21 protein-coding genes are annotated in these 24,271 nt (G+C 57.9%); 11 read left to right on the top strand and 10 right to left on the bottom strand.

From position 1 onward, the window contains the following. Positions 1-4 precede the first annotated feature (4 nt). On the top strand, positions 5-400 hold the full coding sequence (gene gcvH / locus CLR77_RS19190) for a glycine cleavage system protein GcvH (protein ID WP_097462331.1): 396 nt from the start codon (positions 5-7) through the stop codon (positions 398-400). 27 nt (positions 401-427) lie between these two features. Here the strand turns inward: gcvH and CLR77_RS19185 are convergent, their stop codons facing one another. Continuing rightward, positions 428-1,306 carry an HDOD domain-containing protein gene (locus CLR77_RS19185; protein WP_097462330.1) on the bottom strand — a complete coding sequence of 293 codons (879 nt, stop codon included), beginning with the start codon at positions 1,304-1,306 and terminating at the stop codon, positions 428-430. Positions 1,307-1,462: 156 nt separating this feature from the next. On the opposite strand from CLR77_RS19185, the gene CLR77_RS19180 reads away from it, so the two are divergent. After that, positions 1,463-2,656: a class I SAM-dependent rRNA methyltransferase gene (locus tag CLR77_RS19180; protein ID WP_227520008.1), complete on the top strand. Its 1,194-nt coding sequence runs from the start codon at positions 1,463-1,465 to the stop codon at positions 2,654-2,656. 3 nt (positions 2,657-2,659) lie between these two features. Here the strand turns inward: CLR77_RS19180 and CLR77_RS19175 are convergent, their stop codons facing one another. Both CLR77_RS19175 and CLR77_RS19170 read right to left on the bottom strand, forming a co-directional pair. Beyond that, positions 2,660-3,763, bottom strand: a complete 1,104-nt coding sequence (locus CLR77_RS19175; protein WP_097462328.1) for an imelysin family protein — start codon at positions 3,761-3,763, stop codon at positions 2,660-2,662. A 25-nt stretch (positions 3,764-3,788) separates the two neighbouring features. Continuing rightward, positions 3,789-4,475 (bottom strand): histidinol-phosphatase, encoded by a 687-nt coding sequence (locus tag CLR77_RS19170; protein ID WP_227520007.1) that lies wholly within the window; start codon positions 4,473-4,475, stop codon positions 3,789-3,791. A gap of 274 nt (positions 4,476-4,749) precedes the next feature. Between CLR77_RS19170 and CLR77_RS19165 the strand changes: the two genes are divergently transcribed. The 3 genes from CLR77_RS19165 to CLR77_RS19155 all read left to right on the top strand — a co-directional run bounded on the left by CLR77_RS19165 (position 4,750) and on the right by CLR77_RS19155 (position 9,218). Continuing rightward, positions 4,750-5,277, top strand: coding sequence for an RNA pyrophosphohydrolase (locus CLR77_RS19165; protein ID WP_097462327.1), 528 nt, complete (start codon positions 4,750-4,752; stop codon positions 5,275-5,277). 14 nt (positions 5,278-5,291) lie between these two features. After that, positions 5,292-7,598 (top strand): phosphoenolpyruvate--protein phosphotransferase, encoded by a 2,307-nt coding sequence (gene ptsP, locus CLR77_RS19160; RefSeq protein ID WP_097462326.1) that lies wholly within the window; start codon positions 5,292-5,294, stop codon positions 7,596-7,598. 363 nt (positions 7,599-7,961) lie between these two features. Then, positions 7,962-9,218: a patatin-like phospholipase family protein gene (locus CLR77_RS19155; RefSeq protein WP_097462325.1), complete on the top strand. Its 1,257-nt coding sequence runs from the start codon at positions 7,962-7,964 to the stop codon at positions 9,216-9,218. 15 nt (positions 9,219-9,233) lie between these two features. Here CLR77_RS19155 and CLR77_RS19150 read toward each other — a convergent pair whose 3' ends face one another. From CLR77_RS19150 to CLR77_RS19125, 6 genes are all read right to left on the bottom strand, one after another. Beyond that, complete coding sequence (locus CLR77_RS19150; protein WP_097462324.1) at positions 9,234-9,608, bottom strand: gamma-butyrobetaine hydroxylase-like domain-containing protein; 375 nt, start codon at positions 9,606-9,608, stop codon at positions 9,234-9,236. A gap of 56 nt (positions 9,609-9,664) precedes the next feature. Beyond that, positions 9,665-10,993, bottom strand: coding sequence for an HslU--HslV peptidase ATPase subunit (gene hslU, locus CLR77_RS19145; protein ID WP_097462323.1), 1,329 nt, complete (start codon positions 10,991-10,993; stop codon positions 9,665-9,667). A 14-nt stretch (positions 10,994-11,007) separates the two neighbouring features. After that, a complete protein-coding gene (gene hslV, locus CLR77_RS19140) occupies positions 11,008-11,538 on the bottom strand; it encodes an ATP-dependent protease subunit HslV (protein ID WP_097462322.1) in 531 nt (176 codons plus the stop codon). Positions 11,539-11,734: 196 nt separating this feature from the next. After that, positions 11,735-12,259: an SPOR domain-containing protein gene (locus tag CLR77_RS19135; RefSeq protein WP_097462321.1), complete on the bottom strand. Its 525-nt coding sequence runs from the start codon at positions 12,257-12,259 to the stop codon at positions 11,735-11,737. A gap of 138 nt (positions 12,260-12,397) precedes the next feature. Beyond that, positions 12,398-14,152 carry an arginine--tRNA ligase gene (argS, locus tag CLR77_RS19130; protein ID WP_097462320.1) on the bottom strand — a complete coding sequence of 585 codons (1,755 nt, stop codon included), beginning with the start codon at positions 14,150-14,152 and terminating at the stop codon, positions 12,398-12,400. 172 nt (positions 14,153-14,324) lie between these two features. Next, positions 14,325-16,523: a primosomal protein N' gene (locus CLR77_RS19125; RefSeq protein WP_097462409.1), complete on the bottom strand. Its 2,199-nt coding sequence runs from the start codon at positions 16,521-16,523 to the stop codon at positions 14,325-14,327. Between the two features lie 179 nt (positions 16,524-16,702). Between CLR77_RS19125 and rpmE the strand changes: the two genes are divergently transcribed. Continuing rightward, on the top strand, positions 16,703-16,930 hold the full coding sequence (rpmE, locus tag CLR77_RS19120; protein WP_097462319.1) for a 50S ribosomal protein L31: 228 nt from the start codon (positions 16,703-16,705) through the stop codon (positions 16,928-16,930). A 307-nt stretch (positions 16,931-17,237) separates the two neighbouring features. Continuing rightward, positions 17,238-18,512, top strand: coding sequence for a malic enzyme-like NAD(P)-binding protein (locus tag CLR77_RS19115; protein WP_406564974.1), 1,275 nt, complete (start codon positions 17,238-17,240; stop codon positions 18,510-18,512). Positions 18,513-18,802: 290 nt separating this feature from the next. On the opposite strand, the gene CLR77_RS19110 is transcribed toward CLR77_RS19115, so the two are convergent. Then, a complete protein-coding gene (locus tag CLR77_RS19110; RefSeq protein WP_406564976.1) occupies positions 18,803-21,277 on the bottom strand; it encodes a penicillin-binding protein 1A in 2,475 nt (824 codons plus the stop codon). A 192-nt stretch (positions 21,278-21,469) separates the two neighbouring features. Here CLR77_RS19110 and CLR77_RS19105 point away from each other — a divergent pair, with 192 nt between their 5' ends. The 4 genes from CLR77_RS19105 to CLR77_RS19090 are packed head-to-tail and all read left to right on the top strand — an operon-like array spanning position 21,470 to position 24,264. Next, positions 21,470-22,534, top strand: coding sequence for a pilus assembly protein PilM (locus CLR77_RS19105; RefSeq protein WP_097462316.1), 1,065 nt, complete (start codon positions 21,470-21,472; stop codon positions 22,532-22,534). Further along, positions 22,534-23,100, top strand: coding sequence for a PilN domain-containing protein (locus tag CLR77_RS19100; protein ID WP_097462315.1), 567 nt, complete (start codon positions 22,534-22,536; stop codon positions 23,098-23,100). The genes CLR77_RS19105 and CLR77_RS19100 overlap by 1 nt, the downstream gene beginning before the upstream one ends. Continuing rightward, the gene (gene pilO / locus CLR77_RS19095) at positions 23,097-23,714 is read left to right on the top strand and encodes a type IV pilus inner membrane component PilO (protein ID WP_097462314.1); all 618 of its coding nucleotides are present in this window, start codon (positions 23,097-23,099) and stop codon (positions 23,712-23,714) included. The genes CLR77_RS19100 and pilO overlap by 4 nt, the downstream gene beginning before the upstream one ends. Positions 23,715-23,718: 4 nt before the next feature. After that, positions 23,719-24,264: a pilus assembly protein PilP gene (locus CLR77_RS19090; RefSeq protein WP_097462313.1), complete on the top strand. Its 546-nt coding sequence runs from the start codon at positions 23,719-23,721 to the stop codon at positions 24,262-24,264. Positions 24,265-24,271 lie beyond the last annotated feature (7 nt).

Genomic DNA, 24,271 nt, shown 5'->3' with positions numbered 1-24,271 from the left:
GCCCGTGAGCCAGATTCCGCAGGAGTTGAAGTACATTGCCACACACCAATGGATCCGTCTGGATGAGGACGGCGTTGGCACTGTCGGTATTACACATTTTGCTCAGGAGTCGCTGGGTGATGTGGTTTTCGTGGAATTGCCCGAGGTGGGCGGTCAGGTGCGGGGTGGTGAGGAAGCGGGTGTGGTGGAGTCTGTGAAGTCCGCCTCCGATGTTTTCAGTCCGGTAACGGGAGAGGTCGTCGCGGTGAACGAGGACCTCGAGGACGATCCTGAGCGCGTCAACGAAGATCCGTACGGGGACGGCTGGATGTTTCGCGTTCGGCTGAGCGACCCTTCCGAGCTTGATACGTTGCTGGATGCAGAGGCCTATCGCGGCGTGGTCGAGGCGGAGGAAGACTGACTCCGCCGCGGGCCGCATGACTGTGCGTCAGCGGTAGTTGCAGTACACCGAGATGCCCATGTCCCGGAAGTTTTCTGACATCTCGTCGATGTCATAGGTCGTCAGGCCAGTATATTCAAGGATATCCTGGCCATTCTCCTCCCATTCCAGATCCTTATCCTGCTGCCCCAGAATACGGTAGTTGCCGCAGATATGCTCGGCGATCTTCAGGATGGCCAGCAGCGTCTTCTTCTCCTGGTTCTTGCCGTCTTTCTGTGCAAAGACCTGCTCGGCGTTGTGATGTTCGGCGATGACTTCGCAGATGTGGCGGGGCAGGTTCCAGGATTTCGCCGCATAGTAGCCAACCACGGCGTGGTTGGTGTTCAGTTCGCGGTTTTCGACGTCGATGATGCGCGGTTCCGGGTTGGCGTAGGCTTCCTGCATGATGAGGTTGTAGTTGGGGAAGCGCGCCATCATCAGGGGAATGCCGACATTGTGGAATAGGCCGATGGCATAGGCTTCATCCGGATTCTTCGCGCCGATGTGCTTGGCTAACGTGGCGGACACCATGGCGATATCGGTAGTGGTGTCCCAGAATCGGGTCATTTCCTGGATCGCGTCGTCTGTCATCTCGCCCTTGATCGACAGGCCGTTGATGATGTTGATGACGGTGTCTGCGCCCAGCAGGGACACAGCCTGTTCGATGGAGCTGATTTTGTTGCCCAGGCCGAAAAACGGCGAGTTGACGAATTTCAGGATCATGCCGGAGAGCGAGACGTCCTGGCGGATCAGGGCGGCGATCTGCGCGATATCGGGATCCGGCATCGCCTGCTCCATCTGCAGGTCGACCAGAATCTGCGGCTGCGGCGGCAGGCGGATTCCCTGAAGGATATGCTGAATCTGCTCTTCAGTAAGTTCACGCGACATCGGTAGCGTCCATCCCCATCAAAAAATGACATTCGACTCATAGTGTAATCCTTCATTCTGCCCTTGCCCGTTACAGTTTGCTACCGCATCCGTACTGGGGCCTGGGGTGCCAATTCCGGTATAATCGCCGCCTCGCCGCATGGCCTGACTGCAAGGGTGAAGCAATTGAAAACGGTTTTTCTTCGAAAAGGGGCGGAGCGTCGACTGCGGGCCGGCCATCTCTGGGTATATAGCAATGAGGTGGATATTGGCCGCAGCGCACTGAAAACGTTCGAGCCTGGGGAACAGGCGATTATCGCAGCCTCAAATGGAAAAGCGCTGGGGACTGTTTTCGTTAATCCTCATCCCTTGATCTGCGGTCGCGTGATCAGTCGCGATCCGGGCCAGTCCATGACGCCCCAGCTCCTTGAACAGCGTCTTGCCAGGGCACTTGCCGCGCGGGAACAGGTATTTTCACGCCCCTTCTACCGGCTGGCCTTCGGCGATAGCGACGGTTTGCCGGGATTGGTTGTCGACCGTTATGACGATGTCTGCGTGGTGCAAGTGGCGATTGCGGGCATGGAGTTGTTGAAAACATCGATTACCCGGGCGCTGACCCGGCTGCTGCATCCGCGGGCCATCGTATTCAAGAATGACAGCAAGATGCGGCAGGCGGAAGGGTTGCCGCTAGGCCTCGAAACTGTGGGTGATTCCGTCGACGTGCTGGCGGTGGAAGAAAACGGTGTGCGTTTCGAGGCGCCGCTGGAGGGGCAGAAAACCGGCTGGTTCTACGATCACCGGCTCAACCGTGCGCGTTTGCAGCAATACGTACGTGGGGCCCGGGTTCTCGATGTCTTCAGTTATGTCGGCGGCTGGGGGGTGCAGATGGCGGCGGCGGGGGCGGCCAGCGTCACTTGCGTGGATGCTTCGGCCCAGGCGCTGGAGTGGGTTGGGCGCAATGCGGCGCTGAATGGGTTCTCCAATGTCGATACGTTGCAGGGGGATGCCTTCCAGGTACTGAAGACGCTTTGCGACGAGCGCGAGCGCTTTGACGTGATTATCCTCGACCCGCCGGCGCTGATTCCCCGTCGCAGGGATCAGAAGGAAGGTGAACAGGCCTACGCCCGTCTCAATCAATGGGCATTACGTCTGCTAAGCCCTGGTGGTGTGCTGGCGTCGGCGTCCTGTTCCATGCATCTGGGGCGGGATCAATTGCTGGATATTATTCGGGCCAGTGGCCGCAAGGTCGACCGCTTCCTTCAGGTGCTGGAGCAGGGGCATCAGGGACCGGATCACCCGATTGTGCCTTCCATTGCCGAGACCGACTACCTGAAGGCTTTCTTTGTGCGCTCCTTGATGCCGGGTGATTGAGGCTCAGGGGGTTGTTGGCGACACCCACTGGCGGATCACTTGGCTCACCTGATCCAGGGCGGTAGCGACGGCTGCCGGGGCGGGAGGATATGGCGGCCGGGTCAAGGGTTTGATGGCATCTTCCAATTGTTTGATGTCAGCCTGCAGCGTCAGACGGGCGTCGGGCCTGGTTAGCGGTACCCATGTTGATGAGACGCTTTCCAGCATGGCTTGCCACTCCTCGAAGTCGATGCCCGGAAGTGCGGTATGACTGACCGGTACGCCGTTATTGTCCTCGCCTCCGGGATTCGTTTTCCAGGCGTTCAGAGGGAAGACGATCTCGGTGTTGAGCCAGGCGGCAAGATGCTGGCGGAACAGGGCCGGGTCTCTGAGCGTCTTCTGCATGGCCGCCGTGACCTTTTGTAGTGGCGCATTGCCGCACAATGATTGCACCTCAGGGGTTAGCTCTGCGGCCATGATCCGAACCAGTTGGCGTCGCCGCGCAGCGTTATCGATATGATCTGCGGGCAATGGTTTTGGGCTGACGAAGTCCGACGCCTTGCGTGCACCCCCTTTTTCCTGAGGTGTCCCGAACAACATAAAGGCCAGCGGATGAAAGCCGAGGGTCAGGAAGTAGGGATCGGTTGAGCGGTGTTCCTGGCGTAGGTAGGCTGGTGTCAGTGGCGTTCCCGCATGCACGAGGCCGCTTGCAGGATAACCGGGCACGCTGTCCAGATAGCCGGGTAGCATCGGCGTGGCGTCGACAGTGTCGGCGCTTCCCTTGTCCTTCGGTAAGCCTGCCAGTGCCCGCATTTGCTGGTATTCCCGATAGGCCAGGTGCGCGATTTTCCAGGCGGTCTGCGCAGATTGGAGCGATGCGGCATCTGGCTGCCCTGCAAACGAATCCACGCGGGCCTGTAATGACTTGGCGGCATCGCAGCTATGGTTGGCAACCGCCGACACCGCTGCCGCCTCCGGTACCGGGGCCGTTGTTGTGCTCTGGCTGGCCGATGGCGGGGCTATGGACTTTTTGTGTGCATCGGAGGACGGTCGATTGCAGGCAGTCAGGCCCAGCGCCAGGATGATGGCCGCTAGTGCTGACGGCAGTCTTTGGAGGCGCTGAGACATTGAGGCGGTTCCGCGACGTCAGGTGTCAGTCGTGCAGGCTGATAACGGGCCAGCCTCGCGCCGCTGCCACTTTTTCCAGTGTAGGGTCCGGGTTGACGGCATAGGGATGCTCGACGCGTTCGAGCAACGGGATGTCGTTGTGGGAGTCGCTGTAGAACCAGCTCTCCGAGTAAGTCTGGTGATGGTCGGCCAGCCATTGCTCCAGTCGCGCCACCTTGCCGTCCTGGAAGCTCGGAATGCCGGCGACCTTGCCGGTGTAGCGTCCCTCCAGCTGCTCCGGATCTGTCGCGATCAGGTCGTCCACCCCCAGGTGTCGGGCAATCGGCTCGGTGACGAAGCGATTGGTGGCGGTGATAATCAGCAGATAATGGCCCTGTTCGCGATGTGCGGAGAGCAGTTCCAGTGATTTTGCGGTAATCAGCGGCAGAATTTTGCGTTCGACGAAATCCTCCCGCCACTGATGCAACTGTTCCAGCGGGTGCTGGGTCAGCGGCTGCAAGGCGAATTCCAGATAACGATGGATGTCGAGTGTACCGTCCAGGTAGTCGTGGTAGAACTGGTCGTTGGCCTTGCGGTATGTCTCGGCGTCTACAATGCCGGTCTCGACCAGGTACTCGCCCCAGGCATAGTCGCTGTCGCCGGTGATGAGGGTGTGGTCGAGGTCGAAAATGGCCAGTCCGGATTTTTCGAGGGCGCTGTTGTTGCTGCTCAAGGGCTTACCTTTGTCGTTCGTTCGCTGTTGAGGTCGGGGCTGGGCCGTCAAAGCGAGGCCGGATGCCCTGGATGGCGAGGATTGATTCGCCGCGATCCGGTAATCTTGACTAAGCTTGGAGTTAGTCGAGGATGACCGGAAGTGTTCTTTGTCCGTAACGGCCGCCATTTTAGCATGATGCATTGCCGCTGCGTCGTTTGCCGTGTCTGGCAATTTCTGGAAGAATGAAGGCAACTTACGGTTATTAGATTTCAAATTTGTGTAGGTGTGCGCCGTGATCGATGTCGACGGTTTCAGGCCGAACGTCGGGATCATTCTGGCCAACCACCGTGGCGAAGTTCTCTGGGCGAGGCGGATAGGACAGAACGCATGGCAGTTTCCGCAAGGCGGTATCAAGGCGCATGAGTCGCCTGAGGAAGCGCTGTTTCGCGAACTGGGTGAGGAAGTCGGTCTCGTTTCCGGGGATGTGGAAATCATTGCCTGTACGCGCGGATGGCTGCGTTATCGCCTGCCGCGGCGGATGATTCGCCATAACTCGCGCCCGGTGTGTGTGGGGCAAAAACAGAAATGGTTCCTACTGAGGATGTTGTCGCCTGACGCACATGTCTGCGTCAGTAACTCGGAGTCGCCGGAATTCGATGGCTGGCAGTGGGTCAGCTATTGGTATCCTCTGGGGCAGGTCGTGGCGTTTAAGCGGGAGGTCTATCGTAAGGCCTTGCGCGAGCTGGCGCCGCGGTTGTTCCGGTATCAGGAACAAACCGGCGAACTCAATGCCATTCAACTTCAACCGCAAGGGCGCTGACGGACGTGCCTACCATGCTGAATACGCTACGGAACATCGTTCAGGAAGTGAACGCTGCCAAAGATCTCCGGGATGCCCTGGAGATCATCGTCACGCGTGTTCAGAAAGCGATGAATACGGAAGTCTGCTCCGTCTACCTGCTGGATCCGGAAAGTAATCGCTACATCCTGATGGCCACCGAAGGCCTCTACAAATCGGCGGTGGGCAAGATTACTCTCGGGTACTCGGAAGGGTTGGTCGGCCTGGTCGGCAGTCGTGAAGAGCCCATCAACCTCGAAGACGCGCCCTCACATCCGCGTTATCGCTATTTTCCGGAGACGGGAGAAGAGCGCTTCAAGTCTTTCCTTGGGGTTCCGATTATCCACCACCGTCGTGTACTGGGTGTACTGGTGGTTCAGCAGCGCCATAACAGTCGCTGTTTCGACGAGGGGGAAGAGGCGTTTCTGGTCACGATTTCCGCCCAGTTGGCGGGCGTGATCGCTCACAGCGAAGCCACCGGTGCGATAGGCGGGCTGTCATTGACCGGCCGTGTCGCCCAGGATGTCAGTTTCAATGGTGTGGCGGGAGCCCCAGGGGTGGCGATTGGGCAGGGGGTGGTGGTTTATCCGCCTGCCGACCTGGACGCGGTACCGGAAAAGGCCTGTGAAGACGTTGAGGCGGAGATCGCGCTTTTCGGTGAAGCCACCGATGCGGTGCGAGAGGATATCAATCGGGTTGCCGAGCGTCTGGCAACACAGTTGCGGCCGGAAGAGCAGGCTCTGTTCGAGGTTTATCTGCGAATACTGGACGACAATGCCCTTCCCGGTGAAGTCGTTCTGCGTATTCGTGAGGGCAAGTGGGCCCAGGGTGCATTGAAGGAAGTGGTGCAGCAGTATGTGCGTCACTTCGAAATGATGGGTGACCATTATCTGCGCGAAAGGGCTGTCGATATCCGCGATCTCGGCCGTCGCCTGCTGGCGCATTTGCAGGAAGGGGATCAGCAGGAGCGCGTTTTCCCGCAGCAGGCCATTTTGGTCAGTGAAGAATTGACGCCAGCGATGCTGGGTGAGGTGCCTCGCGGCCAGCTGGTCGGCCTGGTATCGGTGCGAGGGTCGAGCAACTCTCACGTGGCCATCCTGGCGCGGGCTATGGGTGTACCGACCGTGATGGGTATGGTCGATGTTCCGGTTAACCAGTTGGACAGCCGGGAGCTTATCGTAGACGGCTATGAAGGCCAGATCTATGCATCGCCGTCACCAGAATTGCGAGCCTTCTACGAGTCGATCTGCCTGGAAGAACAGGAACTGATCCGCGGTCTCGAAGAACTCCGTGATCTGCCCTGCGAAACCTTGGACAGGCACCGTATTCCTCTGATGGTCAACACCGGCCTGATGACTGATGTGGTGCGCTCACTCAATAATGGGGCTGAAGGGATCGGCCTCTACCGCACCGAAGTGCCGTTCATGATCAATGAACGCTTCCCGTCGGAACAGGAGCAAAGGGAATACTACCGGGAGCAGTTGGAGGCTTTCGCACCCTGCGAAGTCACCATGCGAACCCTGGACGTCGGAGGCGACAAGGCGCTGACCTATTTCCCTATCAGCGAGGAAAACCCTTTCCTGGGATGGCGGGGTATTCGGGTGACACTGGACCACCCGGAAATATTCCTGGTTCAGGTTCGCGCCATGCTCAAGGCCAGCGACGGCCTCAATAACCTTCGAATCATGCTGCCCATGATCAGCAATGTGTCGGAAGTCGAAGAGGCACTGCATCTGATTTACAGGGTCTATCACGAGGTCCGCGAGGAAGGTTACGACATCGTTATGCCCAAAGTCGGCGTGATGATCGAGGTGCCTGCGGCGGTCTATCAGGTGAAAGCACTGTGCGATCGGGTTGATTTCCTGTCCGTCGGTTCCAACGACCTGACACAGTATCTGTTGGCGGTCGACCGCAATAACCCGCGTGTCGCCTCGTTGTATCACTCCTACCATCCTGCTGTGCTGCAGGCGCTCTATCGTGTGGCGCAGGACGCCCATGCAGCGGGTACTCCCATTTCCATCTGCGGCGAGTTGGCCGGCGACCCTGGCGGAGCTGTGTTGCTGTTGGCGATGGGATATGACGCCTTGTCGATGAATGCGGCGAACTTGCTAAAGGTTAAGTCCGTTATAAGGGCGGTTTCCTTCGACTGGGCAAAAGCTTTGCTCGACGATGTCGTACGACTGGATTCACCGCATGTAATCAAGAGTTCGGTCGATCTCGCCTTGCGCCAGGCGGGTTTCGGTCGGTACCTCAGGCCCGAGCGTGGTGCCGGGGGAGCGCCGGGGGCTGCTGCAGCGACCTAGTATGATTATTCTAATTCCGCTTGGTAGCTTGCGGGGAGCAGCGTCCATCGTGCTTGATGGCGGGGATGGCGTCCGGCAGGGAGTTTAATGGCTCCCTGAGTGGCAAGGTGGTCCGGTGAGTCTATCGGAGCCTCTATTCAATGGCCAAGGATCAGTGCAACGACAGGGGTAGGGTTCGCAAGCCTGTGAAACTTGATGGGCGCAGCCTTTGGCTCGCGTCTCTTGGGGGCTGTGCCCTGTTGGTGTCCGGCGTAGCGGAGTCAGTCGCCCAATTTCTGGCCGGATTGCGGCAGGGGCGTATTGTATCGACAGATTGAGCCGTAACCCGCAGCGCCGGGTACCCTAAAACAGAATGGGATTCCGATGGCAGAGAACAGGCAGCAATCCACTGGGACAAAAAACCGTATAGCCCTGGCGTTGGGTGGCGGTGGTCCATTAGGTGGAATATACGAAATCGGAGCCTTGAGGGCGCTGGATGAGTCGTTGGAGGGCATCGATTTCAACGATCTGTACGCCTATGTCGGTGTTAGTGCCGGCGCCTTTGTCGCGGCAAACCTGGCGAACCAGATGACCACCGCGCAGCTGTGCCGGATCTTCGTCAAAAACGAAGCCGAGGTGCATCCGTTTCACCCGGAAGTGTTTTACCGGCCGGCATTCCGTGAATATTTCCGTCGTGCATTGGCCGTGCCTGGCATCCTGTGGGAGGCGGTGGGGCGTTTCGTCAACAATCCGTACGATCAAAGCCTGCTCGAAGCCATGACGCTGCTTGCGCAAGCAGCGCCGGCGGGACTTTTCGACAACGAAGGCCTGCATGAATATCTCCAGCGCGCCTTCAGCATGCTGGGGCGGACCAATGATTTCCGCCAGTTGCGCCGTCGTCTCTATGTGATCGCCGCCGACCTGGAAAGCAGCGAGGCTGTGCGTTTTGGGGCGCCCGGCTTTGACCATGTGCCGATTTCCCGTGCGGTGCAGGCGAGCGTCGCCTCGCCGGGGCTCTATATGCCGGTGGAGATCGATGGCCGTTATTACATGGACGGTACCTTGCGTAAGGGGTTGCATGCCTCGGTCGCCCTCGAAGACGGGGCAGACCTGGTGATTGCCATCAATCCTCTGGTGCCTATCGATGCCAGTGCCGCGGTGCGGGCGGGCACCATGAAGCCGGGTGAGCTGGCACACTCCGGCATGCCGAATATTCTGGCGCAGACGTTCCGGACCATGATCTATTCCCGGATGAAGGCGGGTATCGCCCAGTATGACCGGGAATATCCGGGCAAAGAGGTCCTGTTGTTCGAGCCGACGAGGGATGACGCGAAGCTGTTCTTCTCCAATGTTTTCAGTTTTCAATCAAGACGTATGGCGTGTGAGCATGCTTATCAGATGACCCGACGGGACCTGCTGCAGCGCGCAGATGCCCTGGAGAAGCAACTGGCGCCCTACGGTATTACACTGCGCCGCGATCGTCTCGAAGATGAGCAGCGAACCATTAGCACCAGCCTCTACGGTGAAATGCTGCCGCTTTATGTGGCGAAGGAGCGTAGCCAGCGCAAACCTTGGGGAAAGCTCGGGTCGAAGCTGGAGAACGTGGCGGATTTGATCCACAACGCGCGCAGCATTCTTTGACCCCTTTGCCGAGTGCTATTTGGGGGTAGGCGACTCTCGGGAGGCGCCCGCTTCAGCCAATCGCTCCAGATAGCGCTGCCAGTAGCGTTCATGGTTGTCGGCCAGATCGCGTAGAAACTCCCAACTGTACAGGCCCGAGTCGTGGCCGTCGCTGAAATGGATCTTGAGGGCATAGTTGCCCACAGGTTCCAGTTTCTCGATGGTCACGTCCTTTTTTCCTGTCTGTAGATAACCCTCGCCTCCGCCATGCCCCCGGACTTCGGCCGAGGGTGAGAACACTCGCAGGTATTCAAAATCCAGTTGCACGCTTTCGCCGTTGGAATAGACGAGTTCCAGTACGCGGGATTTCTTGCGCAGGTGAATGTGGGCTGGGATATGGGTTGCGGTCATGAGGGACCGGCCTCTCTAATGGGGGGCTTGCCCCGCCAATAGGCGGGGCGCTGTGATTACAGAATGTAGCGGCTGAGATCTTCGTCTTCGGACAGGTCGCCGAGCTGTTCGTCCACGTAATTCGCAGTGACGTTGAACTCGCTCGTCAGGCGGTCGCCGGCATCGAAGGAGACGCTTTCCAACAGCCTTTCCAGGACTGTGTGCAGGCGTCGTGCGCCGATGTTCTCCGTCGTCTCGTTCACCTTCCAGGCGATTTCCGCAATGCGGGTCAGGGCATCGTCAGAGAAACTCAGTTCAAGTCCCTCGGTTTTCATCAGCGAGCGGTATTGCTGGACCAATGATGCATTCGGCTCGGTCAGTATGCGCTTGAAGTCATCTGGCGAAAGGGCATTCAGTTCAACGCGAATCGGCAGTCGCCCCTGTAGTTCCGGTATCAGGTCGGAGGGTTTTGACAGGTGGAAGGCGCCAGAGGCAATGAACAGGATATGGTCGGTCTTTAAGGTGCCGTATTTGGTGGTGACGGTGCTGCCTTCGATCAGGGGCAGCAGGTCGCGTTGCACGCCCTCGCGGGAAACGTCTGCGGAGCCATGGTCTGCACGTTTGGCAACCTTGTCGATTTCGTCGATGAAGACAATCCCGTTTTGTTCCACGGCCAGCAGGGCTTTCTGCTTGACCTCTTCGTCGTTGACCAGTTTGGCGGCTTCTTCTTCCCGGATGCTCTTCAACGCGTCGGCGACACGCATCTTGCGCGGCCGGCGGCGCTCGTTGGACATGTTGGAAAACAGGCTCTGAAGCTGGTTGGTCATCTCTTCCATGCCAGGGGGGGCCATGATCTCGACACCCATCGGCGCACTCTTCAGTTCGACCTCGATCTCCTTGTCGTCGAGTTCGCCTTCCCGCAGTTTCTTGCGGAACAGTTGCCGCGTGCTGGATTCGCCACTGGCAGGCTGGTCTTCCCCGAAATTGCGCGCGGGCGGCAGCAGCGCGTCGAGAATCCGGTCCTCTGCCGCGTCCATCGCTCGTTCGCGGACCCGGTGCATTTCCTTTTCGCGGAACATTTTGACGGCCTGATCGGTTAAGTCGCGGATGATGGATTCCACGTCCCGCCCGACGTAGCCTACCTCGGTAAACTTGGTGGCTTCCACCTTGATGAACGGCGCATCGGCAAGTTTGGCAAGACGGCGGGCGATTTCGGTCTTGCCCACGCCGGTGGGACCGATCATGAGAATGTTTTTGGGCGTGATCTCTTCCCGGAGGTCATCTTCCAGCTGCATACGGCGCCAGCGGTTGCGGAGGGCGATGGCAACGGCGCGTTTCGCTTCATCCTGGCCAATGATGTGTTTGTTCAGCTCGTGGACGATTTCACGAGGGGTCATGGATGACATGGGAACTCCTGCGATCAGTCTGCGTCCCGGAGCGTTTCCAGGGTGCGGTGATGGTTGGTGTATATGCAGATATCGGCGGCGATATCCAGGCCACGTTCTACGATATCGGTTGCACCGAGTTCGGTATTTTCCAGCAGGGCCCGGGCGGCGGCTTGTGCGAAGGGGCCGCCGGAGCCAATGGCAATCAGGCTGTTTTCCGGTTCGATAACGTCGCCATTGCCGGTAATGATCAGTGAGGTGGTTTTGTCCGCAACGGCCAATAGGGCCTCCAGTCGCCGCAGGGCTCGGTCCGTTCGCCATTCTTTGGCGAGTTCCACCGCGGCTCGGGTGAGATTGCCCTGATGTTTTTCCAGTTGTGCCTCGAAGCGTTCAAACAGGGTAAAGGCGTCGGCAGTGCCGCCGGCGAATCCGGCGAGAACCTTGCCGTTATAAAGTCGCCGAACTTTGCGGGCATTGCCTTTCATAATGGTGTTGCCGAGCGACACCTGACCGTCGCCACCCATGGCAACTTCGTCATCACGGCGAACCGAAAGAATGGTAGTCATTTCATCTCCATTGGACCGAGGCTGCGAATTGGCTGTTGGGGGCCCGGATTGAGGGGCGGGAGGCACGGCGTTCTCTGGCGGAACCGCCGACTAACAGCACGTTGCATTACTTTCGGTCATATGGAGTCGTGGGATAACGATTTCAAGGCCGGCGCCGATACAGGGAAAAGCTTTCCCCGGGTCCGGCCTCTTCGGCCTATTTTCCGGCGGGGATCTTGCGGATCAGCGGTGCAATGTTGATGGCGACGAGCTTATCCACGGCGCTGTTCATCTTGCTGCGTGAAGCGAAGGGCCCGATCTGCACCCGGTACCAGATGTCGTTATTGGGCAGGGTGATTTTCTTGACGTCGGCACGCAGGCCCTGGAACGCAATGCGCGCCCGCTGTTGCTCGGCGTCTGCCGCGTGATGGAAAGAGCCGGTCTGTATGTAGTACTGGTAGTTCTTGTCGTCGATCGCCGGGCCCGGGTTATAGGCTTTAACCTTGGGCGTTACGACCTTCGACTCCGGCAGCATGTCATAAAAATGAAAGTGCTGTGCCGGTTTGCCGGCTCCCGCAGAATCCGTCTTCGAGGGCGTCGATGTGGTCGCGGGCTGGTGTGTGACCGCAGGGGCTTTCCGGACGGGCGGATTGACCGGCGGAATGCTGTGCAGATAGACCAGCAGGCCGGCAAAGCCGCTCACGAGACCGATAGGTAGAAGCCAGCGCCAACGAAAGGTCATCTTGGGCGGCGGACTGCTTTTGGTTTTTGTTCCGGAGCTACCACTACGGCGGCCGCCTGACTTCTTTGCGTAATCCCGACTCAACGGCAATTGCTCCCGTAATACACTGGTTGATGCCCCTTGCCGCGACAGCGTCGCTTACATCTCACTTGGCGTGCTGACTCCCAGCAGCGTCAGGCCGTTTTTCAGTACCTGGCGCACGGCGTAACTCAGTGCGATCCGGGCATCACGAATCGCCGATTCCTCCACCAGCACCTTATGGGCGTTGTAGTAGGTGTGGAACTGTCCCGCCAGCTCGCGCAGGTAGTGCGTCAACTGATGCGGCTCCAACTGGCTGGCCGATTGCGCAAGCACTTCCGGATATCTCGCCAGCAAACCTGCCAGGTCGCGCTCTTCATCCAGGTTGAGTGCGTCTACTGCGCCGATCAGTTGTTCTGTGGACACGACATCTCCAGCCTCTTCCAGTTTACGCTGGATACTGCAGATCCGGGCGTGCGCGTACTGAATATAGTAGACGGGATTATCCTTGCTTTCGGATTTCGCCAGATCCAGGTCGAAGTCCATGTGCTGTTCGGCCTTGCGCGTCACATAGAAGAAACGAGCGGCATCATTGCCGACTTCCTCACGCAACTCCCGTAGCGTCACGAAGGAGCCGCTACGCGTGGACATCTGGACGCGCTCTCCGCCGCGATAGAGGATCGCAAACTGCACCAGGCGCACATCGAGCCGGTCGGGGTCGATGCCCATCGCCTGCAGTGCAGCTTTCACCCGGGGAATGTAGCCATGGTGATCGGCGCCCCAGATGTTGATGACGCGATCGAAGCCGCGTTCGAATTTATTGCGGTGGTAGGCTATGTCCGAGGCGAAATAGGTGGTTTCGCCGTTATCGCGACGTACGACGCGGTCCTTGTCGTCGCCGAAATCCGTGGAACGGAACCAGAGGGCGCCTTCCTTTTCGTAGAGGCAGCCTTTGTCCTGCAGCAACTGGATGGCTGCATCGACATCGTTTTCCAGCGTGCGCTCGGAAAACCATTCCTGATAATGCACACCGAAGCCCGCAAGATCGTCCCGGATGTCGTCGAGAATGGCATTCAGGCCCAAGTCGAAGACAAGGCGGTAGTCATCCGCACCGAGCAGCTTTTTGCAGCGCTCGATCAGGGCATCGATATGGGTTTCCTTATCGCCCCCCTGTGGGGCGTCGGCCGGAATGTCGGTGAATACTGTCTCTGCCGAATGCCGTAAACGGTTGCCGGCATCCTGTTGGAGCTGGCGCGCGATGTCCAGAACGTATTCGCCCTTGTAACCATTGCTGGGGAAGGTGAAACGCTCTCCCTCCAGCTCCAGATAGCGCAACCAGACACTTGCGGCGAGAATGTTCATCTGGCGGCCGGCGTCGTTGACGTAGTATTCGCGCTGTACGTCGTAACCGATGGCAGCCAGCAGGTCCGCTACCGTAGCGCCGTAGGCTGCTCCGCGGCCGTGTCCCACGTGCAGCGGCCCTGTGGGGTTGGCGGAAACGAATTCCACCTGGATATGCTGTCCGCCGCCAATGTTGCTTTTCCCGAAAGCGTCGCCTTTTTGCAGGATGTCGCCGATCACACTGAAACTGCTGGCATCGCTGATAAAGAAATTGATAAAGCCAGGGCCTGCAATCTCCACCTGTGTCACCGCCTTATCCGCCGGCAAGCGATCAACGATCAGCTGCGCAAGCTCGCGAGGATTGCGTCGGGCCGCCTTGGCAGACACCAGCGCAATATTGGTGGCGAAGTCGCCGTGCGCTTTATCCTTGGTATTGTCGATGGCAGGCGTTGCCGCGAGATCCTCGGGCAGAATGCCTTCAGATTTCAGGGCGTTGAGAGCGTGCTCCAGGAGCTGGCTGATTTTATCTTTCATACGGGCGGATAGACTCGATGCCGGCAGGCGGTCGGAAAGTTGAAAATCGGATGTAACGAACCGCGTATTATCCCCAAAGGAGCAGGCAGACTCAATGAAGATGCATGCTGTTGCCCGTCAAATGTCGTTGGCGTCCCGGCGAAGGGCATTGGCCGATGGGGATATCCCGCTATCAGCCGGTTTCGACGGGGTCCACATCCACTTGCCAGCGAAGGTGGCGGGGGAGCTTCTGTCGCTCCAGCCACAGGCAAGCGTTCTGCAGTTGGGTATGCAATGGTTTGCGGGTGGCGGCCTGGAAGATCAGTTGTGCCCGGTAACGGCCAGCCTTGCGAGCCATCACGGAGGGTAGCGGGCCGAGAACCTGAATGTCGTCGCCGCTGGCCAGCACGTGCTGGCTCAAAGCATCCAATAGTCCGACGCTTTGTGCCATGTCGACGGCTTCCGCCCGGATGATGGCCATGAAGCTTGCTGGCGGCAGCTCGGCTTCCGTGCGTTCATCCAGCAGCAGACGGGCGAGGCCGAGATAGTCGTTATCGGCGAGACCTTGCAATAACGGGTGTTCTCCGTGGCAGGTCTGGATCAGGACATGTCCTTCCTTTTTGCCGCGGCCGGCACGGCCACTGACCTGGGTCAGTGTCTGCAGAAGCTGTTCCGGGGCGCGAAAGTCGACACTAAAGAGGCCGCCGTCCGCATTGACGACGGCAACCAACGTGACATTCGGGAAGTCGTGACCCTTGGCCAGCATTTGGGTGCCGACCAGAATGCAGGGTGTGCCCTGATGCACGTTTTCCAGAATCTGCTCCATGCTGCCCTTGCGGCGGGTGCTATCGCGATCGACACGAAGGACCGGGGTGTTGGGGAAGTGCTGCTGCAGCACTTCCTCCGTCCGTTCCGTGCCCTCGCCAACCGGTGACAGCTTACCGCTTTTGCATTTCGGGCATTGGGGTGTCGCGCGCATGCGGAAGTCGCAATGATGACAATGCAGCAATTGGTCCTGCCGGTGCAGCGCCAGGCGGCTGTCGCAGTGTGGACACTCCATGATATGCCCACAGTCGAAGCACATCATCACCGGTGCAAAACCTCGGCGGTTGATAAAGATGAGGACCTGGTCGCCAGCTTCGACGCGTTGCCCGATTTCGTCGATTAACGGTCGCGAGAGTCCGCCGTCGAGTGGCCGGCTGCGAATATCCAGAATCCGAATTTTGGGGGGCTTCGCCGACGCCGCCCGCTGTTCCAGTTTCAGCATCTGGTAACGTCCGAGTCGAACGTTGTGCAGCGATTCCAGCGAAGGTGTCGCGGTGCCAAGGATGACCGGGCAGGATGACACTTGGCCACGGTAAACGGCGAGATCGCGGCCGGAGTAGCGGAAGCCCTCGTTCTGTTTGTAAGAGCTGTCGTGCTCCTCATCGACAATCAGGGTCTTAAGCTTTCGGAAGGGCAGCAGAATGGCTGATCGGGTTCCGACGACGATCAACGGCTCGCCTCGCTGCACTCTCAGCCAGGCCCTGGTGCGCTCGGTGTCGTTCAGGGCTGAGTGCCATACAATGATGCGCTCACCAAAATGGCGGCGGAAACGGTTCACAGTCTGCGGTGTCAGGTTGATTTCCGGCACCATGACCAGCGCCTGGCTGGTATCGTCGAGCCAGTTGTTCAGGTAATGAAGATAGACTTCGGTTTTTCCGCTGCCCGTCACACCGTAGACCAGGGTGGTACTAAACCCGTCGTCGGGCGGGGGGAGCGCTTCCAGTACCTGTTGTTGTCCCGGGTTCAATGCGACGAGGGGCTCACCGGTTGTGGTAATGGTTTTAGGCTCGACGGGGCGGTTGAATGCCAGCCCCCGGTCTGCGAGCGCCTTCAGCAGTGTCTGGTTGAATCCTGCAGCGTCTATGGTTGTTTTGTCTGCGCCCTGGGGCTGTGCGCCCAGCCAGTCGAGTAAGGCTCTCTGTCGATGCGCCCTGGCGGGGATGTCTGGTGCCTCGGCCGTGTTGGCGAACCAGCGCTCGGGCTGCGGCAGTTCGGCGGCTCTCGCTGTCCTGAGTTGGGGGGGGAGGGCCGCGAACAGGCACTCTCCTGGCGGATGCTGGTAATAGCGTGCTGCCCAACTGAGAAGATCGAGGAGGTCTTGTGGAATCAGTGCATCCTCGTCGAGCACTTCGTCGATGGGTTTGAGCTTGAACTCTGTCGGTGCTTCCGCGCATCGTGAGACGACGATGCCGGTGAGGTAATGGTGCCCGAAAGGCACGCGCACCCGCTGTCCTGGCGTTACGTTCATGCCTTCGGGAATGCTGTAATCAAACAGGCGGCGTAGTGGTCGCGCAAGTGCGACGCGCACGGCGTTGACTGACAACGTCTCGGGAGTCTTGCTGGACATAGGCCTCGCTACCGCCGCTTGCGAATCGGACAGGATCTGATAATATGCGCCGTCTGATTGCGGCGGTGCATGATTTTGCATGCCTTCGGCGCGTGATTCAAATGCGGTGCCTGACATTGGCCGCCTGTCCATGTTGGAACAGGGGAGTGCTCAGGTGGCGGCATTATTGGAGGTTCGTGATGAAAGAAGGTATCCATCCAAAATATGAAGAGATTGCTGCAACCTGCAGTTGCGGTAATGTCATCAAAACCCGTTCCACCATTTGTAAGGATATCCAGCTGGATGTCTGTTCCGCCTGCCACCCGTTCTATACCGGCAAGCAGAAAGTAATGGATGCGGGCGGTCGTATCGACCGTTTCAACAAGCGCTTCGGCGGACGCATTGCTGGCGGTCGCAAAGAAGACTGAGCCTGACAGAGATATTCTGCGGTTCAAGAAAAGGCGTCGTATTACGGCGCCTTTTTTCGTTTTGGGAATATGGCCTGTGAAATCTGTTCTAAAAGGCTTATGAAACAGGTCACTGCTTTTGTGTACCGGCCTTGTGCAGTCGTCGCCAAACGCGCCATAATGTCGCGCCCTTGGCAGGCCCGAAGGGCATTTCCCCGGGTTTTTCGCGAGGGCTGGAGGTCGACCGTTGCGGTAAAGGTCGACGTGGAGTTCAATAGGGCTAGCTGCCCCCTGAAACTCCCTTCCATCAAACTGAAAAAACGGATGCATGGCAATGTCTCAAGATCTGAAAGCAGCGGCACTTGAATACCATGCCAAGCCGCGGCCCGGTAAACTGAGCGTAGAAATCACCAAGCCCACTCAGAACGCCCGTGACTTGGCGCTGGCCTACAGCCCTGGTGTTGCGGAGCCTGTGCGTGAAATTGCAAAGGATCCGGAAAATGCCTACCGGTATACCGGTAAGGGTAATCTGGTTGCGGTGATTTCCAATGGCTCGGCCATTCTGGGGCTTGGTAATCTGGGGGCGTTGGCCAGCAAGCCGGTGATGGAAGGTAAGGGTGTTCTCTTCAAGCGGTTTGCCGGTATCGATGTTTTCGATATTGAGGTCGATACAGAAAATCCCAAGGATTTTATCGATACGGTCGCGCGTATCGCCGATACCTTCGGTGGTATCAACCTTGAGGATATCAAGGCGCCAGAGTGCTTTGAGATTGAGAAGGCGCTGATCGAGCAGTGCAGCATCCCGGTATTTCACGACGACCAGCATGGCACAGCCATTGTGACGGCGGCCGGTATGCTGAATGCCTTGGAATTGCAGGGTAAGACCCTGGAAACGGCCCGTGTAGTCTGTTTGGGCGCGGGGGCGGCGGCGACGGCTTGCATGAAGTTGCTGCTTGCCTGTGGTGCCAAGTCGGAAAATATTCTGATGGTCGACCGGAAGGGCGTCATTCACGCTGGACGGACCGATCTCAATGAGTATAAAGCACAGTTTGCCAACGAGACAGATTGCCGGACGTTGGCCGATGCCTGTAATGGCGCCGATGTCTTCGTCGGTCTTTCCGGCGCAGATCTGCTCAAGGCTGAAATGCTGGCCAGCATGGCGGAGAACCCCATTGTGTTTGCCTGCTCCAACCCGGATCCGGAAATCCGGCCGGAGTTGGCGTTGGCGACGCGTAACGACCTGATTATGGCGACAGGCCGTTCGGACTATCCGAACCAGGTTAACAACGTTCTGGGCTTCCCCTTTATCTTCCGGGGAGCGCTGGATGTGCGTGCTACGGAAATCAATGAGGAGATGAAGGTTGCCGCTGTCCAGGCGCTGCGCGATCTGGCCAAGCAACCGGTGCCGAAGGCTATCTGTGAAGCTTACGGCGTCGACCATCTGGAGTTTGGGCGAGACTACATCATTCCCAAGCCGCTGGATGCCCGCCTGATGGAGTTCGTTGCCTCGGCGGTGGCGAAGGCTGCCGTGGATTCCGGTGTTGCCCGATTCCCTTATCCTGAACACTACCCGCTGAAATCGGTCGACGATATCCGCTGGTAAGCCTGCTGCCTGGCTCCAGTCCGGCGGCTGCGTCGGGCTGGATGGCTCCAGCTTCTTCCTAAATCCTCTCTCTGTTGCCTTGGTGCCTCTTGCGTGTGACCAATAACCTGGTCAGGCCGGGATGTGCTTTTGAACCGGGTGCGCTGGTCGGTCGGCGAGCGTTTCACCTGACCTGACCTGACCTGACCTGACCTGATCTGACCTGACCTGACCTGAGCATGAGGCTGTCGCTGTAGCCGATGGTCGTGCAAGGCGAGTGGCGGGTTGCGCCAGCCTCGCCTTGCGGCTTATCAGAAGAGCTGCTGTGGAAGAACCTTGCCGCCCCCATTGGTACTGTTGTTGGGTTGGTTCGCGCTTTCCGCCGCTGCTGATTCTTCCGGTGGCACATTATTCTGGCGGAAGAGTTCAAACATGGCGTTTTTGTCGCCAGGGGGCGCTCGTTTGCCGGTTTCCGGATCAATGCGGACGGTGACAATGCCCGGCGGCTCAGGCATAACGGCCGGCGGGCTTCCTTTCAGGGCCGACTTCATGAATTCCATCCAGACGGGCAATGCTGCAACAGCCCCGTATTCTCCGCGTCCAAGCGGTGCAGGTTGGTCAAAACCTACCCAGACGGAGGCGCTCAGATTGTAATTGAAACCGGAGAACCAGGCGTCTCGCTGATCGTTGGTGGTGCCGGTTTTGCCGGCAATATCCGTGCGATTCAGTGCCAGTGCGCGTCTTCCTGTGCCCTTGGTGATGACGTCATGCAGTATGGAATGCATGATGTAGACCGCTCTGGCGTCTGCCACCCGCGGCGCGATGGTCACTGTTTGGTCGCCTGCATGCTGGGCCTTGAGATCATCGCAATTCGTGTCACAAAGCACGACTTTGGGAGCTTGATAGACTTCCTTTCCAGACCCGTCCGTGATCGATTGGATGAGGTAGGGCTGGATGCTGTAGCCGCCATTGGCAATGACCGCAAACCCGCGGGCGATGTCCATCGGGGTCAGTGTGCCGCTCCCCAGGGCCAGGGTCAGGTTGTCCGGCAGCGTGCTGGTGTCCAGGCCCAGGTGTTTGACATAGCTGAGTACCTTGTCGATACCAATGTCGCGCAGCAGGCGGATGGAAACCAGGTTGCGCGACTGGTATAGCGCCTGGCGAAGGCGTGTCGGGCCATTAAAGTGCCCTCCGGCATTTTCCGGGCGCCACTCTGTTTCCAGCTGGCTGTCGTTGAAGACGATAGGGGCGTCATTGATGATCGTGGCAGCAGAGTCACCGTTTTCCAGTGCCGCCAAGTATAGGAAGGGCTTGAAGTTGGAGCCGGGCTGCCGTTTGGCCAGGAGGGCCCGGTTATATTTGCTGTCGCTAAAGCTGAAGCCACCTTCCAGTGCTTCTATTGCGCCGGTGTGTGGATCCAGTGCGACCAGTGCGCCTTCCACTTTGGGAACCTGTGCCAGGTCAACGGTGAGTGATGCGGCGGGCGGTGCCACACTGCCGCCGTCCGTTGCTGAGGTGTCGTTGGCTGCCTGGCCGTCGCTTGTCGGCTGTGCGAGTGTGACATAAACGACATCGCCGTCCTGAAGGATGTCAGACGGTTTCTTGGGCTCGGGGCCGCGGCGGTCCTGATCAATGTAACGGCGGGCCCATTGCATACTGGATAGCGGCATGGTGGCCAGCCCGTGATCCTTGACCAGCACTGTGGCCGCTTGGTCCGTCATACTGAGGACGACCGCGGGCGTCAGGTTCGCAATGGTGTTCAGCCCATTCAGCCGGTCCTGCAGCTTGGCTTGATCCGGCGTCTGTCCGATATCCCAGTGGGCAGCGGGGCCGAGATAACCGTGGCGCTTGGTATAGGCTTCCAGGCCGTCGTGGATGGCCTGGTTGGCGGCCTCTTGACGGGCGCTGTTGACGGTCAGTTTCACCTGGTAACCGTCGGTGTAGGCAGCGTCTCCGAATTTGGAAACCACATCCGCCCGGGCCATCTCCGCCACGTAGGGCGCGTGCAGTTGCGAGCGTGGGCCGTGATAGGACGCCGTGAGTGGCGTCATGACCGCGCTGTTCAGCTGTTCCTCCGTAATGTAGCCCAGCTTGTGCATGCGTTGCAGGATCCAGTTCCGGCGAACCATGGCGCGTTGTGCGTCGGCCAGAGGGTTATAGGCGGAAGGCGCCTTGGGGAGGCCGGCCAGCATGGCCATTTGGGGTAGCGTCAGGTGTTTGTCGGTTTGGCCGTAGTAAACCTGAGCGGCGGCTTCGATGCCGTAGGCCCGATTGCCGAGATAAATCTTATTGAGATAGAGCTCCAGGATCTGGCTTTTTGTGAGTTCGTTCTCAATCTGAATAGCCAGCAGTATCTGCTTGAATTTACGAATGAACGTTTGTTCTCGTGACAAAAAGTAGTTTTTTGCAACCTGCATGGTGATCGTGCTGCCGCCGGATTGGATCGAGCCGGTGGTTGCCAATTCGACTGCAGCCCGCATCAGGCCTTTCGGGTCGACCCCATGATGCTGGTAAAAACGACTGTCCTCAGCGGCCAGAAAGGCGTCGATCTGAAGTTGGGGCACCTGATCGATTGTGATGGGTGTCCTTCTCTTTTCGCCGAATTCTGCTATTAGTTTGTTGTCGCTGGAATAGATGCGTAGCGGGATCTGAAGTTTTACATCGCGCAAATCGCCGACTGGAGGCAGTCCTGGTTGCAGGAAGAGATAGAAGCTGGAGAGGATGAGTCCGGTCCCGCAAATACCTGCCAGGAACCACCAGAAAACGACTTTTGAAATACGTAACATACGAGACATTTTTTCTGACAACCTTTGGATATAGGTCTATCATTTCAGAAACTGCTTTAGAAAGGGTGAGTTATTTACGCCCTTTCGTTGCCTTAACGCAAAGCGAGTTAGGCAGTTTAGTCGGATTACGCGACAAATTCTCTTAACAAAGTAAAAGAAACCGGGTGCATGTAACCAGGATAGGGTGAACTCGTGTTCGGATTGTTCTCTAAGAAGGCTACTGCCGTTCTGGGCGTCGATATCAGCTCCAGCTCCGTCAAACTGTTGGAGTTGTCGAAGCAGGGGGATCGATTTCGGGTCGAAAGCTATGCTGTCGAGCCGATTCCGTCCAATGCTGTGGTCGAAAAGAATATCACTGACGTTGAAGCCGTGGGTGATGTTATCAAACGCGTCGTCGGCAAGTCCAAGACTGGACTCAAGCTGGCTGCGGTCGCGGTTTCCGGCTCTGCGGTCATCACCAAGGTGATCCAGATGAATGGAGGGCTGAATGGGTTCGAGATGGAGGATCAGATCAGTCTCGAAGCGGATCAATATATTCCCTACCCACTCGACGAAGTCGCTATCGATTTCGAGGTCATAGGGCCTTCCGAAAGCAATCCTGATCAGGTCGACGTTCTGTTGGCCGCCTGTCGTAAGGAAAATGTGGATATCCGTGAGGATGCGCTGCAGATCGGCGGGCTGACGGCGAAAATCGTCGATGTTGAGGCCTATGCGATGGAGCGGGCTTTCGCCATGATCGAGCCGCAGCTCGAAAACGATGGCGAAGAGCAGGTCGTGGCTGTCGTCGATGTGGGCGCCACCATGACGACGCTGAGCGTTCTTGTCGATGGCAAGACAATATATACCCGTGAGCAGCTGTTCGGTGGAAAGCAGCTGACGGAGGAAATACAGCGGCGCTATGGCCTTTCATTGGAAGAGGCCGGGCTGGCCAAGAAGCAGGGTGGGCTGCCGGACGATTACGAGAACGAGGTTTTGTCGCCGTTCCGTGAAGCTGTTGTCCAGCAGGTTGCGCGCGCTTTGCAATTCTTCTTCGGTGCGGCTCAGTACAATACCGTGGATTACGTCATCCTAGCGGGTGGGACAGCGTCGATACCGCACCTGGCGGATATGGTTCAGGACAAGGTGGGCACGCCTACACTCATTGCCAATCCTTTTGCCGATATGGCTGTCGGGTCCAGAGTTAATGCCTCTGCGTTGAGTAATGATGCCCCTTCTCTGATGATTGCCTGCGGTCTGGCTATGAGGAGTTTTGACTGATGGCACGGATAAACCTCAGACCCTGGCGTGAGGAGCTTCGCGCCGAGCGGCAGAAGCAGTTTGTCGTGATGCTCGTTGGCGCCGTGATCATCGGTGCCGGCCTGGCGTTCCTCTGGAATGCACATATGGATAGCCAGATCTCCTACCAAAATAGCCGCAATGCCTACTTGCAGAACGCGACAAAGCAGCTGGACAAGAAAATCCGTGAAATAGAAGACCTCAAGAAAAAGCGTGAGGAGTTGCTGGCTCGAATGAAGGTCATTCAGGATCTTCAGGGTAAGCGCGCCATCATCGTGCATGTGTTCGATGAGCTGGTTCGGACATTGCCCGACGGGGTCTATTACACGGATCTGAGCAAGAAAGGAAACACACTGTCGATTACGGGTATGGCGGAGTCGAATAGCCGTATTTCCCAGCTGATGCGAAATTTTGAAAAGTCCGAGTGGTTCACAGATCCCAATCTTTCCAATGTTTCCGCAGCAGACAGCCGCAAGGCGGGCTACAGTGAATTTCATATGACAGTGATGCAGAAGGCCCCGGATGTCGATTTGGAGAAGAAGAAGTGAGCCTGGCAGAGTCATTAGAAAGCATCAAAAACTTTGACATCAATGATCTTGATGTCAACAACGCGGGCATCTGGCCGGCGCCGATCAAAGGCATTGTGTTGCTTATCGTATTCGGCCTTGTCTTTGGCGGTGGCTACTGGTTCTTCGTCAAGGACCAATACAGTCGACTGGCTATGGTTCAGGCCAAGGAACAGACGCTGAAAAAGGATTACGAGTCCAAGGCGTACCGGGTCGCGAATCTCGCTGTTTATCGCCAGCAGATGAAGGAGATGGAGCAGACCTTTGGGGCCTTGGTGCGTCAGCTGCCGAGCGATACCGAAGTGCCCGGGTTGCTTGAGGACATCACCAATACGGCGCTTGGCAGCGGCTTGAGTCTCAAGCAGGTCAAGCTGCAACCGGTGATCAAGAAGGACTTTTATGCGGAGTTGCCGATAAATATCGACGTTACAGGCACTTACCATGAACTGGGTTCTTTTGTCAGCGGTGTCGCAGGGTTGCCGCGTATCGTCACGTTGCACGACTTCACGATCAAGCCGGCCAATGGGAAGGAGAATGGGCTGACCATGCAGATCCTTGCCAAGACCTACCGGTATAACAAGAAGTCGGGAGGTTGAGCGCATGAATTTTCGGAATGCAGCTAGGCTTCTGGGAATGATGGCGGCGCTGCTGTTATTGACGGCCTGTTCGAAGAATCAGGGCTATGGGGATCTCGACAAATTCATGGCGCAGGCCCGTTCGGCTCCGCGCGGTCATGTCGAGCCGCTGCCCCAATTTAAGGCTTATGAGGCGTTCACCTACAGTGAGGCTGGTAAGCGCTCACCGTTTGAGCCGCCTGTCGATGCCAAGCTGGCTATGCTGCAGAAGGAGAACACCAGCTCCATCAAGCCGGATTTCAACCGGCCGAAGGAAGTGCTGGAAAATTTCGATCTCAACAAGCTGAAGATGGTTGGCACGTTGCACAAGGCTGGCAGCAAGACGCTTTGGGCGCTGGTTTCGGATGGGCAGGGTGGTATTCACCGAGTGCGAGTCGGTAACCATATGGGTAAGAACTATGGCCGTATCGTCAGCATCACGGACACACAGATACAGTTGGTGGAAATCGTCCCTGATGGTCACGGCGGCTGGGTGCAAAGACCCAGAACCCTTTCGTTGAATGAAGGATGACCTGGGG

The organism is Mangrovitalea sediminis, from assembly GCF_002514725.1.
Taxonomy (GTDB): Bacteria; Pseudomonadota; Gammaproteobacteria; order Pseudomonadales; family Oleiphilaceae; genus Mangrovitalea; species Mangrovitalea sediminis.
This window is presented reverse-complemented; position numbering and strand designations above follow the sequence as displayed.

Coding starts and splice junctions, on each gene's coding strand:
- CLR77_RS19150 (WP_097462324.1), bottom strand. CDS start 9,608: ATGACCGCAACCCATATCCCAGCCCACATTCACCTGCGCAAGAAATCC.
- CLR77_RS19090 (WP_097462313.1), top strand. CDS start 23,719: ATGAATTTTCGGAATGCAGCTAGGCTTCTGGGAATGATGGCGGCGCTG.
- CLR77_RS19135 (WP_097462321.1), bottom strand. CDS start 12,259: ATGACCTTTCGTTGGCGCTGGCTTCTACCTATCGGTCTCGTGAGCGGC.
- hslU (WP_097462323.1), bottom strand. CDS start 10,993: ATGTCATCCATGACCCCTCGTGAAATCGTCCACGAGCTGAACAAACAC.
- CLR77_RS19125 (WP_097462409.1), bottom strand. CDS start 16,523: ATGTCCAGCAAGACTCCCGAGACGTTGTCAGTCAACGCCGTGCGCGTC.
- CLR77_RS19155 (WP_097462325.1), top strand. CDS start 7,962: ATGGCAGAGAACAGGCAGCAATCCACTGGGACAAAAAACCGTATAGCC.
- CLR77_RS19185 (WP_097462330.1), bottom strand. CDS start 1,306: ATGTCGCGTGAACTTACTGAAGAGCAGATTCAGCATATCCTTCAGGGA.
- CLR77_RS19110 (WP_406564976.1), bottom strand. CDS start 21,277: ATGTTACGTATTTCAAAAGTCGTTTTCTGGTGGTTCCTGGCAGGTATT.
- CLR77_RS19175 (WP_097462328.1), bottom strand. CDS start 3,763: ATGTCTCAGCGCCTCCAAAGACTGCCGTCAGCACTAGCGGCCATCATC.
- rpmE (WP_097462319.1), top strand. CDS start 16,703: ATGAAAGAAGGTATCCATCCAAAATATGAAGAGATTGCTGCAACCTGC.
- CLR77_RS19115 (WP_406564974.1), top strand. CDS start 17,238: ATGGCAATGTCTCAAGATCTGAAAGCAGCGGCACTTGAATACCATGCC.
- argS (WP_097462320.1), bottom strand. CDS start 14,152: ATGAAAGATAAAATCAGCCAGCTCCTGGAGCACGCTCTCAACGCCCTG.
- ptsP (WP_097462326.1), top strand. CDS start 5,292: ATGCTGAATACGCTACGGAACATCGTTCAGGAAGTGAACGCTGCCAAA.
- CLR77_RS19100 (WP_097462315.1), top strand. CDS start 22,534: ATGGCACGGATAAACCTCAGACCCTGGCGTGAGGAGCTTCGCGCCGAG.
- hslV (WP_097462322.1), bottom strand. CDS start 11,538: ATGACTACCATTCTTTCGGTTCGCCGTGATGACGAAGTTGCCATGGGT.